This is a genomic window from Acetobacter tropicalis (genome assembly GCF_001580915.1).
Classification (GTDB): domain Bacteria; phylum Pseudomonadota; class Alphaproteobacteria; order Acetobacterales; family Acetobacteraceae; genus Acetobacter; species Acetobacter tropicalis.
On the sequence record NZ_LHZQ01000206.1, the window covers coordinates 34806 to 54777 of the forward strand.

Sequence of the window (19972 nt, forward strand, 5' to 3'; positions counted from 1 at the left end):
ATGGGGTGCCGGAACTGCTGTTCCGGCTACCCCTTCAAAATAAGAACGGAGAATGGTGCTGAGCCTCACCTTTATTCTGCCCCCTGCTCCAGCTCAACATTCAGACCAAGAGACTTCAGCTCCTTGATCAGAACGTTAAAGCTTTCAGGAATACCGGCTTCAAAGTCATCCTGTTCACGCACGATGGCTTCATAAACCTTGGTACGACCGGATACGTCATCCGATTTCACCGTCAGCATTTCCTGCAGCGTATAGGCAGCGCCATAAGCTTCAAGCGCCCAGACTTCCATTTCCCCAAAGCGCTGACCACCGAACTGCGCCTTACCACCCAGCGGCTGCTGCGTAACAAGCGAGTAAGGACCAATGGAACGCGCGTGGATCTTGTCATCAACAAGATGGTGCAGCTTGAGCATGTAGATGTAACCAACCGTGGTTTTACGCTCAAACGGCTCACCGGTGCGGCCATCAATCAACTGGGACTGACCGGATTTGTTCACACCCGCTTTTTCAAGCATGGCTTCAATATCCGGAATGGAAGCACCATCAAACACTGGCGTTGCAATGGGCACGCCCTTGCGCAGATTGTTCGCCAGTTCAATGAGTTCATCATTGCTCATATTGGCAATGTCGTCCTCATAGATCTTGTCGCCATACACATCCTTCAGGCGATCAAGCAGTTCCTGACGTTTTTCACCCGTGCGCTGATAATCATCAACCAGATTACCAATATCGCGCCCAAGGTTTGCGCAGGCCCAACCAAGATGCGTTTCCAGAATCTGCCCCACGTTCATACGGGATGGCACGCCCAGCGGGTTCAGCACGATATCAACAGACGTTCCGTCTTCCAGGAACGGCATGTCTTCAACTGGCACCACGCGGGACACCACACCCTTGTTTCCGTGACGACCGGCCATTTTGTCACCTGGCTGAAGCTTACGCTTCACGGCAACAAACACCTTGACCATCTTCATCACGCCGGGCGGCAGTTCATCACCGCGCTGCAGCTTTTCAACCTTGCTGTCAAAGCGAGCCTGAATTTTCTGCACGGAGGCATCAAATTCGCGGCGCAGCGTTTCCAGTTCGGCCATAACCGCATCAGAAGCCACAACAATGTTGCGCCATGCACCACGCGGATGCTCATCCAGAACCGCGTCCGTGATTTCCGTGCCAGAGCGGATGCCTTTGAACCCAGCACCAGCAACCTGACCCAGCAGCTTTTCACGCAGACGGCTATAGAAGGAGCGTTCCTGAATGCCGCGCTCATCATCACGGTCTTTGGACAGGCGTTCGATTTCCGCCCGTTCAATCGCCATGGCGCGTTCATCTTTATCCACGCCACGACGGGAGAAGACGCGCACGTCAACAATGGTGCCGGTGGTGCCGGGCGGCAGACGCAGGGAGGTATCACGCACGTCAGACGCTTTTTCACCAAAGATGGCGCGCAGAAGCTTTTCTTCCGGCGTCATCGGGCTTTCACCCTTTGGCGTGACCTTACCGATGAGAATATCACCGGGGTTCACTTCAGCCCCAACGTAAACAATGCCAGCTTCGTCCAGGTTACGCAGCGCTTCTTCACCCACGTTGGGGATATCACGCGTGATTTCTTCCTGACCCAGTTTGGTATCACGTGCCATGACTTCAAATTCCTCGATATGGATCGAGGTAAAGACGTCATCTTTCGCAATACGTTCGGAGATCAGGATGGAATCTTCGAAGTTGTAACCATTCCAGGGCATGAACGCGACCAGCACGTTACGGCCCAGAGCCAGTTCACCCAGTTCGGTGGACGGACCATCCGCAATAATGTCCCCGGCCTTCACCTGATTGCCCACATGTACCAGCGGACGCTGGTTGATACAGGTGGACTGGTTGGAGCGGGAATATTTACGCAGACGATAGATATCAACGCCCTGCGTGGACCCATTGGCATCCGTTGCACGCACAACGATACGTGCCCCGTCAATCTGGTCCACAATCCCATCACGCTTGGCAACGATGGTTGCACCAGAGTCATGAGCCACAGCAGCTTCCATGCCTGTGCCGACGAGCGGTGCGTCGGAACGCACCAGCGGCACAGCCTGACGCTGCATGTTGGAACCCATCAGTGCGCGGTTCGCGTCATCGTTCTCAAGGAACGGAATGAGCGCGGCGGCAACGGAAACAAGCTGCTTGGGTGACACGTCACAGGCCGTCACTTCAGTGGGGGGCACCAGACGGAAGTCCCCACCACGACGAACGGAGACCAGCTCGTCCGTCAGTGCGCCATCAGCGCTCTGCTTGGCGTCAGCCTGAGCAACGATCAGCTTTTCTTCTTCCATGGCGGAAAGATATTTCCAGCCATCCTGAAGAACGCCGTCCTTCACCAGACGATACGGTGTTTCAATAAAGCCGTACTTGTTCACCTTGGCATAGGTTGCAAGGGAGTTGATCAGACCAATGTTCGGGCCTTCCGGCGTTTCAATCGGGCAGATACGGCCATAGTGAGTCGGATGAACGTCACGCACTTCAAAGCCTGCACGCTCACGGGTCAGACCGCCCGGACCCAGTGCTGAAAGACGACGCTTGTGCGTGACTTCAGACAGCGGGTTGGTCTGATCCATAAACTGGCTGAGCTGGGAAGACCCGAAGAACTCACGCACAGCAGCAGCAGCAGGTTTGGCATTGATCAGGTCATGCGGCATGACCGTGTCGATATCGACAGAGCCCATACGTTCACGGATAGCACGCTCCATGCGCAGCAGACCGACACGATACTGGTTTTCCATCAGTTCGCCCACAGAGCGGACACGACGGTTCCCCAGGTTATCAATATCGTCAATCTGGCCGCGGCCATCCTTGAGTTCACACATCACCTTGATGGTGCGCAGGATGTCTTCCTTACGCAGCACGCGCACGGTGTCCGGCACATCCAGATCAAGACGCATGTTCATCTTCACGCGACCAACGGAAGACAGATCATAACGGTCAGAATCAAAGAACAGGCCGTGGAACATGGCTTCGGCTGTTTCAGCCGTCGGCGGTTCACCCGGACGCATGACACGATAGATATCAATCAACGCTTCATCACGAGAGCTGTTTTTATCAACGGTCAGCGTATTACGGATCCACGGGCCATTGGCAGCATCAATCGCCAGCAGCGGCAGTTCCGTCACACCGGCTTCTTCAAGAGCCGCCAGACGCGCTTCCGTGATTTCCTCACCAGCTTCGCCGTAGATTTCACCCGTGTCATAATTGACAATGTCGTGCGCGATGAAACGACCGATCAGGTCAATGTCACCCACCAGCACTTCACGGGTTTTTTCCGCAATCTTACGCACCATGCGCGCGGTCAGCTTGGCTTCCGCTTCAGCAACCACTTCACCGGTTTCAGCATCCACCAGCGGCGCCAGCAGCTTCAGGCCACGGAAAGCATCGGCATCGAACGGACGCGCCCAACCCTTGGGGGTTTTGACGAACTTCACTTCACCGTAGAAGTAGGAGAGGATTTCGTTGTCATCCATACCCTTGATATCAAGGGCATCAACATCGCCACCCTCAGCAGCCTTCGCCTTGCGAGCGGCTTCAGAAGCAGCACCTTCAAGGGCGTAAAGCAGCGTGGTGACCGGCAGCTTACGCTTACGGTCAATACGGACGTAAATCAGATCCTTAGCGTCAAATTCAAAGTCAAGCCAGGAACCACGGTAGGGGATCACACGCGCGGCAAACAGATACTTGCCGGAAGAATGCGTCTTGCCTTTGTCGTGATCGAAAAACACACCGGGAGAACGGTGCATCTGGCTGACAATAACACGCTCGGTGCCATTGATAATGAAGGTTCCGTTATCGGTCATCAGGGGCATGTCGCCCATGTACACCGGCTGCTCCTTGATATCACGAATGGAGCGTGAACCTGTATCTTCATCCACGTCCCACACAATGAGACGCAGGATAACCTTCAGCGGGGCGGAAAACGTCAGACCGCGCTGAATGCACTCTTCAACATCATATTTGGGTTCTTCGAATTCGTAACTGACGAATTCAAGCCGCCCCCGACCAGCAAAATCGTTAATCGGGAAAACAGACCGGAAGACCTCCTGCAAACCTGTTGGCGTGCGCGCATCAGGCGATACATTTGCCTGAAGAAACGTCTCGTAAGACGCGCGCTGCACATCAATCAGGTTCGGCATCGGAGCGATTTCGGGAATCCGCCCGAAACTCTTGCGAATCCGCTTCCGTCCTGTGAACGATTTGGTGATTGCGTTCATCGTCGCTCCTGCCCCGCCCTTAGTACTCGGACCATCAGGCCTGCCGCCTTACCGCAGGCCTGATGGTCCGACCTTTTGTTTCAGGCCGCTTAGCCCTACCGGAAAACCCGGCGTAACACCCTGCTTCGAAACAGAACCCGAAACAGGCAAACGGGCAGAGGCGTTATACCTCCACCCGAAAACCTTTTCCATCACCTCGCCGCAAAGCGGCGAAGCTATGGCGAACTTATTTAATTTCGACGCTTGCGCCGTTGTCTTCAAGAGTCTTCTTGATTTTTTCGGCTTCGTCCTTGCTGGCACCTTCTTTGATGGTCTTCGGTGCACCTTCAACCAGATCCTTGGCTTCTTTCAGGCCCAGACCGGTGATGGCACGGATTTCCTTAATGACGTTGATCTTCTTGTCGCCAGCCTTGGCCAGGATCACGTCAAATTCGGTCTTTTCTTCTGCCGGAGCAGCAGCGGCACCCGGAGCAGCAGCGGCAGCAACAGCAACCGGAGCAGCAGCAGAAACGCCCCACTTTTCTTCGAGCAGCTTGGAAAGTTCAGCAGCTTCAAGAACCGTCAGAGCAGACAGTTCGTCAACGAGCTTGTTCAGATCAGCCATGATTAGACTTCCTAATATAAACACTGGTTAGCAAAGCGCAACCCCCTCAGCAGGAAGGCCACGCTCAATTGAAAACACACCCTTTTGCAAGGGTATGGCTTTAGGCGGCTTCCGCCTCACCCGTTTTGGCATAGGCCCCAAAAACCCGAGCAAGCTGGCCAGCCGGTGCCTGGGTAACGCCTGCAATGCGTGTAGCCGGCGTGGAGATAAGACCCACGAGCTGCGCACGAAGCGTATCCAGAGACGGCAGTTCGGCCAGAGCCTTGATTCCGTCGGCATTCAATACCTGAGAACCAAGAGCGCCGCCGAGCAGCACAAGCTTGTCATTGGTTTTGGCGAACTCGACGATCACCTTTGCCACAGCCACAGGGTCTGCTGACCACGCAAGCGCGGTCGGCCCCTTCAGCAGCGGCGCGATGCCATCGAACTGGGTCCCATCCAGGGCGAGAGTTGCCAGCCGGTTTTTCGCGACTTTGTACGTCGCACCCGCTGCACGCACCTTGCGTCGCAGATCCGTCACATCAGCTACGGTCAGCCCGTCATTCCGGGTAACCACAACCATGGACGTTTCGGCAAACACGGCGGCAAGGGAAGCAACGAAGTCCCGCTTTTCCGTACGGTTCAAATCCCGTCTCCGTCTTGTTCTGGTCAGCACGAAGCCGATCAGAACGGGTTGCCCTCAGGATTTCATGACCACCATGAAATCCAGCTCGCCTGTCCTTGAACGGAATACCCGGAGCCTGCCGAACATACAGCCTGCAACCAGCATCCCCATCTTACCACCCGCAAGCCCTAGAGGGCTAATTACGGCCAAACCGCGTGTGGTCTCGGACAGGTTTGGAAAGAATAACCATTCTCTCCATGATGCTACGCCAGACAGAGCCCGGCGCAGCAGCATCTCATACTCAGCCAGCGAAAGCTGAGATATCCAACTGAACACCCGGCCCCATGGTGGAGGACAGCGCAGCCTTTTTCAGGTACGTGCCTTTTGCACCAGACGGACGAGCCTTCTGCACGGCATCAATGAATGCGCGGGCATTTTCTTCCAGCTTGGCGGCGTCAAAAGAAGCCTTGCCAATACCAGCGTGCACGATACCGGCCTTTTCAGCGCGGTATTCAACCTGACCGGACTTGGCTGCTTCAATCGCACCCTTAACGTCCATAGTCACAGTGCCCAGCTTGGGGTTCGGCATCAGACCACGCGGACCGAGGATCTTACCCAGACGACCAACCAGAGCCATCATGTCCGGGGTAGCAATGCAGCGGTCGAAATTGATTTCGCCAGCCTGCACCTTTTCCATCAGGTCTTCTGCACCAACAACGTCTGCACCAGCAGCCTGAGCTTCTTCAGCCTTGGCACCACGTGCGAACACGCCAACGCGCAGGGTCTTGCCCGTGCCGTTCGGCAGGGACACGAAGCCACGAACCATCTGGTCAGCATGACGCGGGTCAATGCCGAGGTTCAGGGAGATTTCAACCGTTTCGTCAAACTTGGCGGTTGCATTACCCTTTACCAGAGCAATTGCCTGATCCAGCCCATAAGCCTGACCGTGCGTTACTTTTGCCTGTGCAGCGGCAAAACGCTTATTCTTGGCCATGCTCTCAGCCCTCCACCGTCAAACCGATGGAACGAGCGGAACCAACCAGCATCCGCACTGCACCGTCGATATCGTTGGCGTTCATGTCTTTGAACTTCTGCTCAGCAATTTCACGCAGCTGATCCATGGTCACCTTACCCACGGTTGCGCTCTTGCCAACGGTCTGGCTGCCCTTGGAAATCTTGGCGGCCTTCAGCAGGAAGTACGTGTTCGGCGGGGTTTTGGTGATGAAGCTGAACGTGCGGTCTGCATAAGCGGTGATGACGACCGGGATCGGCATACCGGGCTCAAGACCCTGGGTCTTGGCGTTAAATTCTTTACAGAACTGCATGATGTTCAGACCACGCTGACCGAGCGCGGGACCGACCGGCGGCGAAGGATTCGCCTTACCAGCGGGAATCTGAAGCTTGATGTAGCCAACAACTTTTTTGGCCATATCCGGGACTCCTCTTGTTGAACCCGGACCGCGGTTCATTCGACTCTTTTGCACCATGGATATGGCGCAGGAAGAACCTCCCGCGTTCCGATAGGAAAGGCGCGCTTACCGGGGCGTATCCGTTCTGTCAAGGGGCTGAGAGGTTTTTGATACCCCCTGCCCTGTCAGATCAGAGGATGCGGGATCAGCATTTGTATCAATACCAGCCAGCGGCTTGGCATGGCGCAGATTGCCATATTGCAGCGGATGGAACGGCATGATCTTGTCCGGCTTGGGCAGTTCAGCACGAGACCACCCGCCCCCCAATGCACGGATAAGCTGCACACGGGCATCCACGGCACGGGTTTCCACCTGCACCAGCGCAATGCGTGCCTGTAGCGCCGCCACCTGCGCAACCACCACATCCAGATAGTTGGTCAGGCCGCCAGTATAGAGCGCCATGGTCATGCTCTGCGTGCGGAGCGCCGCATCAACCGCACCACTCTGTTGCTGAGCTTCCGTTTTCAGGCGCGAGGTACGGGTCAGATTGTCTTCCACTTCCTGAAACGCATCCAACACGGTGCTCCGATACAGATCCTCTTCCTGCCTGTATTGCGACCAGTTCCGTTGAAGTTCCGCACGCCGCAGACCGCCCTGGAAAAGGGGGAGAAGCGCCTGCACACCAAACTGGTACATGGAGTTGGAGAGCGACGCGAGATCGAACCCGTTATCCATGAACCCTGTCATGGCGTTGAAGGTGATGTGCGGATAGAACGCCGCTCGGGACACACCAATCGCACGATTGGCCTGCGCCATCCGCCGCTCAGCCGCTGCAATATCCGGCCTGCGCTCCAGCAGGGTGGCCGGCAGCGCCACAGGAGGCTGCAGTTCCGTAAAGTTGAGCCGGGTTGTCGGCGCGATATGGAAGGATGCCGGAGCCTCATTCACCAGCACGGCGATGGCATGTTCCATCACGTCCCGCTGGGCCTTGATATCCGTCTCCTGCGCCTGCGTGGCGTAAAGCTGCGCCTCCGCACGCGAGACATCCATGCCGGGCGCAATGGCACCAGCAAGCCTCATTTTAGTGACCTGCACGGCGGTCTGATAATAGCGGATGGAATCCTTATAAACCGCATCCTGCGCATCCAGCCCACGCAACAGAACGTAGTCACTCGCCAGTTCAGCCTGTAGGCTCAGCCGGGCCAGAGCATATTGTGCCGCAGCCTCCTGCGTGCGCTGTTTACTCATCCGCACCTTGTTGCGGATGGCGGACCAGAAATCAGGCTCCCATGTTGCCGTTGCCGAATATTGCTCGGACGACATATAGACCGGCCCCTGAGACCCGGCCCCACGCCAGAGCCTGTGCCGGGAGCCTTTGTATTTCTCTCCAGCCGCCATGCCGTTGAGTTGCGGATAGAGGTGGGATTTTGCCTCCATCGCCACATCACGGGCCTGCATGAAGGCCTCAGCCTGGGCCTGAAGGTCCGGGTTCAGGCGCATGGCCTGATCTTCCAACTGGTTGAGTTCCGGGTCCCCCAGCATGGTCCACCAGTCAGACCGGATGGCATCATCAGAAGGATGGGCTGCGCGCAGCACGCCTTGCTCGCCCCAGTTTTCCGGCAGCTTCAGGGGGGTAGGCTTGTAGCGGGGCGCCATATCGCAACCCGACAACATGGTTGCAAGAGACAGCCCTAGCAGAAACCCCGAACGCACCGTTTTACGAGACGCCATCCGCACCGTCATTGACGCCCTCCAGCCTCAGGGCCGGGGCGTTCATCTTCGGGCATGGCCCGCGTATCATCCTTGTTGGTGTCGTCCGCAGCGGGTTTAGGCTTGGTGGCTGGCTTTTTGGACGGAAGATTGTAACCCGGCGTGCCTTTGACAATTCTGACTTCCTGCCCGTCCAGCAGCCCGGCAGATGGGCTGTTCACCACGCGATCTGTTTTCTTCACCCCGCTCAGAATTTGCACGGTCGTTCCCAGATTGGTACCGACCGTTACATTGACCAGATGCACATGGTTGGAATCATCCACCAGCGCCACCTGCGTTCCTTCTGCCCGGAATATGATGGCCCCTTCAGGCAGGATCAGCATGTCCTCATCACCCGGCGCGCTGAAATGCGCCGTGGCGTAGGAGTTGGGCCATAGCTCGCCGGATTTGTTATCCAGCGTCAGTTCCGTTGTCACCGTGCGGGTTGAGGCATTGAAAGCCGACGCCGTGGCGAGGAACTTGGCCTTGAACGTGCGATCCGGATATTGCGGAATGCTCAGATCCGCCTCCAGCCGAGGGGAAATGATGTCCGCGTAATCCTGCGGCACCGCCACAAACACGCGCATGGCATGCACATCCGCCACGCTGAACAGTTCGGTTGCGTTACCGTGGGCATCCACATCGCCGCGTCCGGCATTCACGTAGTCACCCACATCTGCAAAACGCGACGTGACGACGCCATCAAACGGCGCGACGATTTTCTTGAACCCTTCAAGGGCCGCAAACCGCTCGACCTCATGCTCGGCCGCTTCAACCTGCGCTTTCTGTGCCTCCGCATTGGCGGCCTGCACATCCACCTCCTGCTGAGAAACAGCCTGCGTGCCCTGCAACGCCTTCCAGCGTTTGGCGGTAATCTGGGCCAGCTTATAGCGGGCCTGCGCCACGTTCAGGTTGGCTTTGGCGGCAGCGTACTGAGCATCCAGACCGGGGGTGTCAATTTCTGCCAGCACATCGCCAGCCTTCACCACGGCGCCGAAGTCCTTGTACCACATCTTCACGTAGCCAGAGACCTGCGCATAGATGGGTGCCTGATACCATGCGGCAATGTTGGCGGGCAGAGACAGCTTGCGCACGGATGGCCCCGGCTGCGGGTAGATCACCTGCACCGCTGGCGTGGCATCCCGCGCGGTTTCCTGCGCCAGATTCATGTAATTGGAATGACGTTCGACAATCCCGACCACGGCCAGAATGACCGCAGCGCCCCCTACCAGAGCAATCCCTAACTTACGGCGGGATGAGGAAAGCGCTGGCTGGGTATCATGACGCTCCGTGTGATCATGACCACCCTCGTTCTGCGCGCTCATGCGCTTTCTCCCTCTTCCGTCGTCACCGGCTTTTTTCGATTATGCAGCATTGCGAACACGCAGGGCACAAACAGCAGGGTGGCCACCGTGGCCACCATCAGCCCCCCCATGACCGCCTTACCCAGCGGCGCGTTCTGTGAATTACTCAGAGACATCGGCAACATACCGATAATCATGGCAGACGCCGTCATCAGCACGGGGCGGATACGTTCAAACCCGGCCTCAATAGCCGCCGCAATGGCATCCCCATGCTCTTCCAGCCGTTCCCGCGCAAAGGATACCACAAGAATAGCGTTTGCCGTGGCAGTGCCCATGCACATGATGGCCCCCGTCAGTGCTGGCACGGACAGGGTGCTGTGGGTCAGGAACAGGCTCCAGGAAATACCCGCCAACGCGCCGGGCAGCGCGGTGATGATGATGAACGGGTCCAGCCAGGACTGGAAGTTGACCACAATAAGCAGGTACACCAACAGCACGGACATGGCCAAGCCACCCAGAAGCTGTGCGTAGGCACTGTTCATGGTCACAGCCTGACCGCGCACTTCCAGCGTGGAGCCACGCGGCAGATCAGGCCGCACTTCATCCACAATCCGCTCTACTTCACGCGAGACTGTGCCGAGATCTATCCCCTCATTGGAAGCATAGATGTCAAACACCGGCATGATGTTGTAATGCGCCACTTCGCCCGGGGTGCCGATCTGCTCAATATGGCTCAGGCCACCCAGAATTTGCGGAGGCTGGCCCGTTGGGTTGCCGTCCCCTTTATCAATGGGCGTAATTTCCAGATCGTTCATGGTTTGCAGGAACGTGGCTGGGGTCTGGATATCAATCAGATGCGAAACGCCCGTCTTTGTATCCAGCCAGTACACCTGCCCGACCTGCGAGCTACCCGAGAGAGACACAAGCGCGTTGTTAGCAACGTCTGATTCTGTAATGCCCGTACCCAGTGCGTATGTCCGCCGTGCGTTCACCCGCAGGGTGGGCGTGGTCATGGGCTGCTGGACGGACACATCTGTCAGGCCCGTCACATGCCGCAGCCGGTCAGCCAGACGGTTGGCAAAGCGGAAATTGTCCGCAAGGTTACGCCCCACCACCTGCACATCAATCGGTGACGGCAGGCCGAAGTTCAGAATTTTGGCGGTCAGATCTCCCGGCAGGAAGGAAATCTGCGTGCCGGGAAATTTCTCCTTCAGGTTGCGCCGCAGCATCTTCCGATACTCAGCCACCGGGGAATCCGGGTCCTTGAGGGAGATGGTGAGATCGCAATCCTGCGTGCCAACTGTTGGTGTTGGAATGTACGCCTGATTCAGCGGGCTAAACGGTAAACCGCAGTTATCGACAATGCTTTCCACCTGACCATTGAGCGTGCGTTCGATCTCATCATTGACCAACTGTGAAATCTTGCCTGCTTCTGAAAGCTTGGTGCCGAGTGGCGCACGCATGTGAATGGCCATGGTGTCGGAATTGATTTCCGGGAAGAAATCCTGCCCGACAAAAAACAGCAGACCAAGCGAGCCGATGGAGCACAGAACAAATACCGGCACAAAGGTGCCACGCGTTGCCACCAGATGGGTCAGCAGATCCTGATACCCATGGCGGAACTGCTCGAACTTGCGTTCAAACCCTTTCTGGAACCGGCCGAAAATGGTTTTGGGCTGCTGCGGGCCATGGGCGTGTGCCGCCACCTGCGCTGCCAGCATGTAATTCGCCATGGTCGGCACAAGGGTTCGGGACAGGATGAAGGACGCGATCATGGCGAAGATGATGGCTTCTGCCATGGGCATGAACAGCCAGCCCGCAACGCCCGTCAACTGGAACAGTGGCATCCACACAATACAGATGCACAGCGTGGACACGAAGGTCGGGATAACAATCTGGTTGGCCGCATCAATAATGGCGGTCTCCAGATCCTTGTCCATTTCAAGGTGAGCATCGATGTTTTCGATCATCACCGTGGCGTCATCCACCAGAATACCAACGGCCAGCGCAAGGCCACCCAGTGTCATGACGTTGATGGTCTGCCCAGCCCAGCCCAACCCGATAATGGAGCACAGCATGGCCAGCGGAATGGAGGTGGCAATAATGACCGTGGAACGCCATGACCCCAGAAACAGCAGCACCACAAGACCCGTCAGACAGGCAGCGGTGAGCATTTCACGCAGCACGTCCTGCACGGATTCCTTCACGAAGGTGGAAGCGTCATTCAGAACCTTGATGTCCACACCCGGCGGCAGGGTTTTGGTAATACCCGGAAGCAGTTTCTTCACGCCGGAGACAACATCCAGCGTTGAGGCATCACCGCTTTTCATCACCACAATCAGCACGCCCTGCTGGCCTTTGACCAGCACGAGGTTTGTCTGCGGCGGGCCACCCTGATGCACCCACGCCACATCCTGCAGGCGGACAACAGCGTTCCCCACCTGCTTGATGGGCAGCATGTTCAATTCATCCAGCGCACGGGGCGAGGCGTTGGTCTGCACCATCCAGTCAAAAGCGCCGATGCGCTGATCCCCGGCGGGCAGCACAATGTTCTGGCTGTTCAACGCACGGGAGACATCGACCGGAGACAACTGATGCGCCAGCAGCTTGATGGGGTCCAGATCCACCATCACATTGCCGGGCTGCCCCCCATACGGGTTGGGAATGGCGGCCCCCGCTACGGAGACCAGCGCAGGCCGGATCAGGTTGGAGGACATGTCATAAATCTGTGAGGCCGTCATGGAGGTGGAAGACACCTGCAACGTGATGACCGGCACGGATGATGCATTATAGGCCAGAACCAGCGGCGGCGTGGAGCCGGTTGGCATCTGCTTGATGACTGTCTGGGAAACGGATGTGATCTGTGTCTGGGCGACAGCCGTATCGGTTCCGGGTTGGAAATAGATCTTAACAATTCCGCGCCCGTAATAAGACTGACTTTCTATGTGCTCGATATTATTGACCGTCGCCGTCAGGGCGCGTTCATAATAATACACAACACGGCCGGACATATCTTCTGGCATAAGGCCAGTATAAGTCCACACAACGGCCACAACGGGAATTTTGATACTGGGGAAGACGTCCGTTGGTGTCGTGAATACTCCCCTGATGCCGAACACCAGAATGAGGATCGACAGAACGACAAATGTGTATGGCTTTTTAAGCGCCGTAACCACAATCTCATTCATGCGTCCCACCTCCGGTAAAGACACACAAATGGCTGCATCCAGATGAATCAGTCATACCTACGTGAGATACAGATATCCTTCTCAAGCGCCAATAAAAATGCTTTTAATCAGCCGCCATAAATGCATTTGTCATTGAAATATAATTCTGAAACAGGTGCCACGCCCTCCAGCACCCTCCTCCACCATAACAGCGGCATCATGCATATGGGCAATGGCTGAAACAAGGCTGAGACCAAGCCCACTCCCCGGCACATGGCGGCTTTTGTCAGAACGGTAAAAACGGGTGAGCACCGCCTCCCGCTCCCCCTGAGCAATGCCGATACCTGTATCCGTGACCGTCAACACGGCCTTATCGGCCTGCCGCATGACGGCCACCGTTACCCGACCACCCTCCAGGGTGAACTTAATGGCATTATCGACCAGATTGGCCAGCAGTTCGATCAGGAGATGTCTGTCTCCATTGATCTGAACGGGCGTGGAGGCAACCTGCGTAACAAGGTGGATTCCTTCCGTCTCCGCAATAGGTTCGTACAGATCCACCACATCCGCCACTAAGTCCGCCAGATTAAGGGACGCAAAGCCAGCCCGACGACGGCTGCTTTCAATTTCGGCAATCCGCAGCAAAGCCGTGATAATTGCCAGACACTGGTCCAGATCATCCACTGCGCGGGAGACAGCCCCCTCCAGCGTATCGCGCGGGCCGCCGGTGGAAAGCGCCCGCTCCAGCTTGGCCCGCACGCGGGAGAGCGGTGTGCGCAGATCATGGGCGATATCGTTCCCCACCTCGCGCATGCCATTCATCAGGCTTTCCAGCCGGTCCAGCATGCGGTTCACACTTCCCGCAAGCCGTTCCAGATCATCCCGCTCCTTGCCCGCAGGCAGGCGTTCATGAATATCGCCTGCCATAATCAGGTCTATCGCCTCATGCATGTCTTTCACGCGGGAGAGGGCGCGGTGGCTAAGCACCATCCCCAGCAACAGCGCGAACAGCAAGGTCGGCACGGCCGCCAGCACCGTGGCATGCCGGAGCATGAGTTTCTGTTCTGCCAGAAGATGAAAGCTGCGCCCCAGCACCAGAATATTGCCATCCGCCAGCGTGACAGCCAGCAGGCGCAGCGGATAAGCGGCCCCTTCTTCCGGGTAGATTTCAATATTATGGGGTTTACCGTCTGCTTTCAGGCCCCGAGGCCAAGACCGCAGATCACCCGTAATCAGGGCATGGCTCGGGTCAAACAGCCCCGCGCTGCTGATAACCAGCCGCATATCATCCGTCGCACGTTTCCGGATAACGTATTCCAGATGCTCCGGCGTCATTTCGGCAAGCAGTTTGGCTTCACCACGCAGCAGTTCAGTAGAGCGATGAGATTCCACCGCCTCCATCTGCGTATATACCAGCGCAAACTGCATCACCATCACGCCTGCCATGGCGGCCAGCGCCATAAGAGTGAGGCGGAATGCGGCGGTGCGGAAAAGCTCAGTCAGGAACACGCAGCAGGAATCCGGTGCCGCGAATGCTTCTGATCAATGGTTCCTCACCCGGAGCATCAACCTTGCGACGCAGTTTACCGATATGCACATCCACCAGATTGGTGCGCGGAATAAAGCGATACTGCCACACATCTTCCAGCAACATGGACCGGGTGAGCACCTGATCCGGCCTGCGCATCAGATATTCCAGAAGCCGGAACTCACGCGGCAGCAGTTCAATCTCTCGCCCATCCCGCCAGACGCGGCGCTCGATCAGATCCATCTCCAACGGCCCCACGCGCAGGCGCGTGCTGCGGGTGTCATCCGGACGGCGCAGCAACGCCTCAACCCGTGCCAGCAGTTCTTCCATGGCAAAGGGCTTGGTCAGGTAGTCATCACCGCCCGCCTTCAGACCAGTCACGCGGTCATCCACGGCGGAAAGAGCAGACAGCACAAGAACAGGTGTGCGGATGCCGCGCTGACGCAGGGTTTCGATAACCGTCAGGCCATCCATGCCGGGCAGCAGACGGTCCACCACCATCACATCCACACTACCCGCCAGCGCCGCCGCAAGGCCAGCATCGCCTGTGGCGCGATGTTGCACGTCCAGACCGTGGGCCGTCAGTTCCCCAACAATTTCTTCAGCAATGGTGCTATCGTCTTCTATCAGAAGAACCGCGCCACGGGGCTGATTTTCCTGCCCTGTGCCGTTATCACCCTGTGCTGTTTCCAATGCCGTTTCGTCATTCATATCTGTTCTGATGCTGTCTTCTGTGGGGTTACGCCAGTAAATTCCATTTCAGAGTGAGAGACACCTGCTGGGGGAAGTCCCCCTTCTCCCTCTGGTTTCCGGGCCGCGCTTTCAGGCACCATACTCCCTTCCGTGTCTTCCGGGCCATCAAGTTCTCGCAAACGGCGGCTGACAACCCGCGTGCGCCGCCGCGCTTCTTCAATGGAGGAAGACATGGCCTGTGCATTCCGGGCCAGTTTTTCCAACACGCCGTCCATCTTGATCATTTCCTGACGGGTGGCCCCCAACAGCCGGGCTATTGTTTCCGTCCGGTCTTCCAGCGCGAGGGTCACATACCCCAGATGCACCGTGCGCAACATGGCGGGCATCAGGGCTGGCCCCATGATCATGACACGGCAGGTCCGGCTGATTTCATCAAACAGGCCCGGAATACGCGCGGCCTCCGCGTACAATCCATCGGTTGGCAGATAGAGCACGGCAAATTCAACCGTTCTGGGCGGCTGAATATATTTGGCGGCAATTTTACGCGCTTCCAGCCGCATCGTGTTTTCAAGCGCCTTGCGTGCAGCCTTTTCCCCCACGGCATCCCCTTCTTCTGCCGCGTTCAGAAGGCGCTCGTACGCCTCGGTGGGGAATTTGCTGTCAATGGCCATAACGGGCGGCGTGCTGGCACGCACCGGCATGCGGATGGCAAATTCAACCACATCATTCCCGGGCCCCAGCCGCACGTTTGACTCATACGCGCCTTCGGGCAGCACATCATCCAGAATGGCTTTGAGTTGCGCCTCTCCCCAGCCGCCACGGGTCTTCACATTGCTGAACAGGCGTTTGAGATCACTGATCTGCGCTGTCATGGCGCGGACCTCCCCCATAGCCTTCTGCATGGCGGAAAACTGCTCGAGCACGCGCTGGAAGGAAGTCTGCATCTGGCGTTCAACGGCCTCATGCAACTGCTCTGTCACCGCTGTGCGAATGGCCCCCAACTGACGGGCAGAGGCCTCGGCCATCTCACGCAGAGCTTCCGACTGCGCTGCGCGGGCTTCGGCCTGCTCCCGCCCCATGCTGCCCGCTATGCCGCCCAGCCGTTCGGCCATTTCCGTGCGCATCTGTTCGATCCGCGCCATCATGCCCCGCTCCATTTCAGAGAGGGTACCCCGCTGCTGCGTGGCTTCCGACCGGCTGACGGCGGCTTCCCGCTCAATCAGCACATACAGCCGGGCCAGCAGATCAGCATCCGCCCCGCCCTCCTGAGCGCGAGGGCGCAGAAGCAACGTCATGACCGCGCCAAGCGCAAGCGCCCCTATGGCAACACCAGCAAGCAGTAGACTATTTTCCATAGGCCGGTCTTGTCATCCCTTCTTCAAAAAGGGGAGTGTATGCAACACGTGATGAACCAATTCGCTCTTATCACGACAATGCAATGACATCCCTTTGATAACAATGGTATGAGGTTTGCCGCGCAAATAGCTGCTTTACAAGAATAACGAACAAACAGGAAACTTTACGCGTGTCTCTGCCCAGCCACTCTCCGTCTTCCGGTCGCAGCCATTCTTTGTATCTTCAGGTTATTATTGCTGTTGTTACAGGCATTCTGGTTGGATATTTTTTCCCCAATATCGGGGCCTCCCTCCGCCCACTTGGTGATGGTTTTGTCAAACTGATCAAGATGGTGATCGCGCCAGTTATTTTTCTGACTGTGTGCACCGGCATTGCCGGTATGGCGGACCTGAAGCAGACAGGCCGCGTGGCAGGCAAGGCCATGGCCTACTTCCTGTTTTTCTCCACCTTCGCGCTTATTGTGGGCATGATTGTCGCCAATGTGGCGCGCCCGGGCGCCGGACTGCACATCAAGCCGGAATCTCTGGATGCAGGGTCCGTGGCCTCCTTTGTGAGTGAAGCCCACTCTCACTCCTTTACAGAATTCCTGATGCGCATCATCCCCGCCACAACGGCAGGGGCATTCACCTCTGGCGAAATTCTTCAGGTTCTGCTGGTGGCCATCCTGTTTGGTATCAGTCTGGCCAAGATGGGCCCTGCGGGGGAAAAAGTGCTGACCCTGTTCCGTAGCCTGACGGAACTGGTGTTTGGCGTGGTGCGGCTGGTGATGTATGTGGCGCCTATCGGGGCATTTGGCGCCATGGCGTTTACGGTAGGCAAGTTTGGTGTGGCCTCTATTAGCCACCTGATTGAGTTGGTTTTAGCGTTTTACCTGACCGCCATAGTCTTTGTTTGCGGTATTCTTGGTATTGTCACGCGCCTGATGGGCTTCAGCATCCTGCGCCTGCTGAATTACCTGAAGGAAGAACTGCTGATTGTGCTCGGCACCAGCTCTTCTGAATCCGCATTACCCGGCCTTATTTCCAAACTTGAAAACGCAGGTTGCCCGCAAGGGATTGTCGGGCTGGTGGTACCCATGGGCTATTCATTCAATCTGGATGGCACTAATATTTATATGACACTGGCCGCGCTGTTCATTGCGCAGGCCACGGATGTTCACCTTAGTTTAGGCGAACAGACAGCCTTGCTGCTCGTGGCCATGGTCAGTTCCAAGGGAGCTGCCGGGGTCACGGGCGCTGGTTTCATTACGCTGGCCGCCACCCTCTCCGTCGTGCCGAGTGTGCCGGTGGCGGGCATGGCGCTTATTCTGGGAATTGACCGCTTCATGTCGGAATGTCGGTCTCTTACCAATCTGGTGGGGAACGCCGTGGCGGCTATTGTCATTTCCCGGTGGGAAAATGCGCTGGACACCACCCAGCTTCACGCCGCACTGGACAAGCGCAAAAGTGAATGACGGCTGCCTTTCAAAAAAACCATCCTCACGCAACCTCTGCTTTACCCCCGGTTTAGAGGCTTTTTGAATATCCGGCCAGGAAACGCTGGCCGAGTATTCAGGCAGCCTTTTCAGGCTTAAAAACAACGGAGATCCGGAATGACCACGGCGCAGCGTCTGCGTGGTATTCTGGCAGGGTCCGCCGGAAACCTGCTGGAATATTATGACTGGTATGTTTATTCCTCTTTCACCATTTATTTTGCGCACGCTTTCTTCCCCCGTGGAAATGAAACCGCAGAACTGCTGAACGCTGCCGCTGTTTTTGCCGTTGGCTTCTTTATGCGCCCCATTGGTGGGTGGCTGCTGGGTGCCGCCGCTGACCGTTATGGCCGCCGTAAGGCCCTGACCCTCTCCGTTACGGCCATGTGCCTTGGCTCCCTCGCCATTGCGGTGTGCCCCACTTATACGCAGATCGGCTTGCTGGCACCTGCCGTGCTGCTTGTAGCGCGACTGGTACAGGGCCTTAGTCTGGGCGGAGAATATGGGGCCTCCGCCACTTATCTGGCGGAGATGTCTGACCCCCAGAATCGTGGTTTCTGGTCAGGTTTTCTTTCCGTCACCCTTGTCATGGGCCAGTTGCTTGCGCTCGTGATCCTGCTGCTGATGCAATATGTGTTCCTCACACCTCAGCAGATTGAGGTCTGGGGCTGGCGCGTTCCCTTCCTACTGGGTGCGGCAGGAGCCGTTCTGATCTTTTGGCTCCGGCGGCAGATGCAGGAAAGTGAACGCTTTGAACGCAGCCACGAAAAACAGGAACAGGGTGGTCTGCGTGTTCTCCTGCAGCATAAACGGTCGGTGCTGACTGTGTGCGGCATGACGCTAGGGGGCACAGTAGTATTTTATACCTACACCATCTACATGCAGAAATACTTGGCCAACACGCTCGCTTTTCCCAAAAATACCGCAACGCTGGTCTCATCCGCATCACTGCTGGCCTTTGCCCTGATGCAGCCCGCCTTTGGCGCTCTGTCTGACCGAATTGGCCGCAAACCGCTGCTGCTCTATTTTGGCATTTGCGCCACGCTGGGCACGGTTCCACTGCTTACTCTGCTCTCCGGTGTTCAGTCCCCATGGGCTGCGTTTGGGCTGATTACCGGGGCGCTGTTTATTGCCTCCGGCTACACCTCCATCAACGCAGTGGTGAAGGCAGAACTCTTTCCCACACAGGTGCGCGCGCTGGGTGTGGCCCTGCCCTACGCCGTTACCGTCTCTCTGTTTGGCGGCACCACGGAATATATCGCCCTATGGTGCCGTCAGGCCGGGCATGACATCTGGTTTGCCTATTACGTTTCACTTTGTGCCGCCGTTACCCTCCTGACTGTTCTGACCCTACGCAAAACCGACCGGATCAGTGAAGAAAACGGGGCATCCGCAGCCGCGCAGACATTACAAAAAAATTAGGAAGAGGCCGAAATCGCCCACAAGGAGCCTTTAAATTGCCATGAGGGAGCGCATTATTTGAAAACAGAGAAGAGGAGCGGTTCGCCCCTCCCTTCCCGTTTTCAGGAGGCATACATCATGCGCCGTATGACAAAACTTCTTCTTGCTCTGCCCATTATTGCTGGCACAGCACTGGCAAGCGTTCCGGCAGCCGAGGCGCATCCCGGCCCCCATTGGGGCGGTGGTCCACGCTGGGGCGCTCCGCCGCCACGCGGCTATTGGGGAGGCGGTGGTCCGCGCCACTGGCACCATCGTGGTGGCAATGGGGGCGCTATTGCCGGTGCCCTGATTGGTGGTCTGGCGGTCGGCGCTCTGGCAGGAGCTGCCATGGGCAACGCTGCACCGCCGCCCGTAGCTTATGCGCCACCCCCCCCCCCCCCGC

At 57.2% G+C, this 19972-nt stretch carries 14 protein-coding genes; 3 read left to right on the forward strand and 11 right to left on the reverse strand.

Features of this window, described 5'->3' with window-relative positions:
- Positions 1-71: 71 nt before the first annotated feature.
- The 11 genes from rpoB to AD944_RS08975 form a co-directional block, all read right to left on the reverse strand.
- Positions 72-4244: a DNA-directed RNA polymerase subunit beta gene (gene rpoB / locus AD944_RS08925; RefSeq protein WP_045542300.1), complete on the reverse strand. Its 4173-nt coding sequence runs from the start codon at positions 4242-4244 to the stop codon at positions 72-74.
- 226 nt (positions 4245-4470) lie between these two features.
- Entirely contained in the window at positions 4471-4848 is a 378-nt protein-coding gene (rplL, locus tag AD944_RS08930) for a 50S ribosomal protein L7/L12 (protein ID WP_006557747.1), read from the reverse strand.
- A gap of 100 nt (positions 4849-4948) precedes the next feature.
- A complete protein-coding gene (rplJ, locus tag AD944_RS08935; RefSeq protein ID WP_006557746.1) occupies positions 4949-5473 on the reverse strand; it encodes a 50S ribosomal protein L10 in 525 nt (174 codons plus the stop codon).
- A 280-nt stretch (positions 5474-5753) separates the two neighbouring features.
- Complete coding sequence (gene rplA / locus AD944_RS08940) at positions 5754-6446, reverse strand: 50S ribosomal protein L1 (protein ID WP_035377660.1); 693 nt, start codon at positions 6444-6446, stop codon at positions 5754-5756.
- 4 nt (positions 6447-6450) lie between these two features.
- Positions 6451-6882, reverse strand: coding sequence for a 50S ribosomal protein L11 (rplK, locus tag AD944_RS08945; RefSeq protein WP_035377658.1), 432 nt, complete (start codon positions 6880-6882; stop codon positions 6451-6453).
- A 105-nt stretch (positions 6883-6987) separates the two neighbouring features.
- Positions 6988-8604 carry an efflux transporter outer membrane subunit gene (locus AD944_RS08950; RefSeq protein ID WP_176364742.1) on the reverse strand — a complete coding sequence of 539 codons (1617 nt, stop codon included), beginning with the start codon at positions 8602-8604 and terminating at the stop codon, positions 6988-6990.
- The gene (locus tag AD944_RS08955) at positions 8601-9935 is read right to left on the reverse strand and encodes an efflux RND transporter periplasmic adaptor subunit (RefSeq protein WP_082741218.1); all 1335 of its coding nucleotides are present in this window, start codon (positions 9933-9935) and stop codon (positions 8601-8603) included. The genes AD944_RS08950 and AD944_RS08955 overlap by 4 nt, the downstream gene beginning before the upstream one ends.
- Entirely contained in the window at positions 9932-13102 is a 3171-nt protein-coding gene (locus AD944_RS08960) for an efflux RND transporter permease subunit (RefSeq protein WP_045542301.1), read from the reverse strand. Before AD944_RS08960 ends, AD944_RS08955 begins: the two co-directional genes overlap by 4 nt.
- A gap of 129 nt (positions 13103-13231) precedes the next feature.
- Positions 13232-14590 carry a sensor histidine kinase gene (locus AD944_RS08965; RefSeq protein WP_082741219.1) on the reverse strand — a complete coding sequence of 453 codons (1359 nt, stop codon included), beginning with the start codon at positions 14588-14590 and terminating at the stop codon, positions 13232-13234.
- On the reverse strand, positions 14577-15320 hold the full coding sequence (locus tag AD944_RS08970; RefSeq protein ID WP_045542302.1) for a response regulator transcription factor: 744 nt from the start codon (positions 15318-15320) through the stop codon (positions 14577-14579). Before AD944_RS08970 ends, AD944_RS08965 begins: the two co-directional genes overlap by 14 nt.
- A complete protein-coding gene (locus AD944_RS08975) occupies positions 15317-16657 on the reverse strand; it encodes a DNA recombination protein RmuC (RefSeq protein ID WP_045542303.1) in 1341 nt (446 codons plus the stop codon). The genes AD944_RS08970 and AD944_RS08975 overlap by 4 nt, the downstream gene beginning before the upstream one ends.
- A 170-nt stretch (positions 16658-16827) precedes the next feature.
- Between AD944_RS08975 and AD944_RS08980 the strand changes: the two genes are divergently transcribed.
- The 3 genes from AD944_RS08980 to AD944_RS08990 all read left to right on the forward strand — a co-directional run.
- On the forward strand, positions 16828-18111 hold the full coding sequence (locus AD944_RS08980) for a dicarboxylate/amino acid:cation symporter (RefSeq protein WP_045542304.1): 1284 nt from the start codon (positions 16828-16830) through the stop codon (positions 18109-18111).
- 138 nt (positions 18112-18249) lie between these two features.
- Positions 18250-19551, forward strand: coding sequence for an MFS transporter (locus AD944_RS08985; protein WP_045542305.1), 1302 nt, complete (start codon positions 18250-18252; stop codon positions 19549-19551).
- A gap of 117 nt (positions 19552-19668) precedes the next feature.
- Positions 19669-19972: hypothetical protein (locus AD944_RS08990; RefSeq protein WP_061474824.1), on the forward strand; the 304-nt coding region annotated here is incomplete at its 3' end.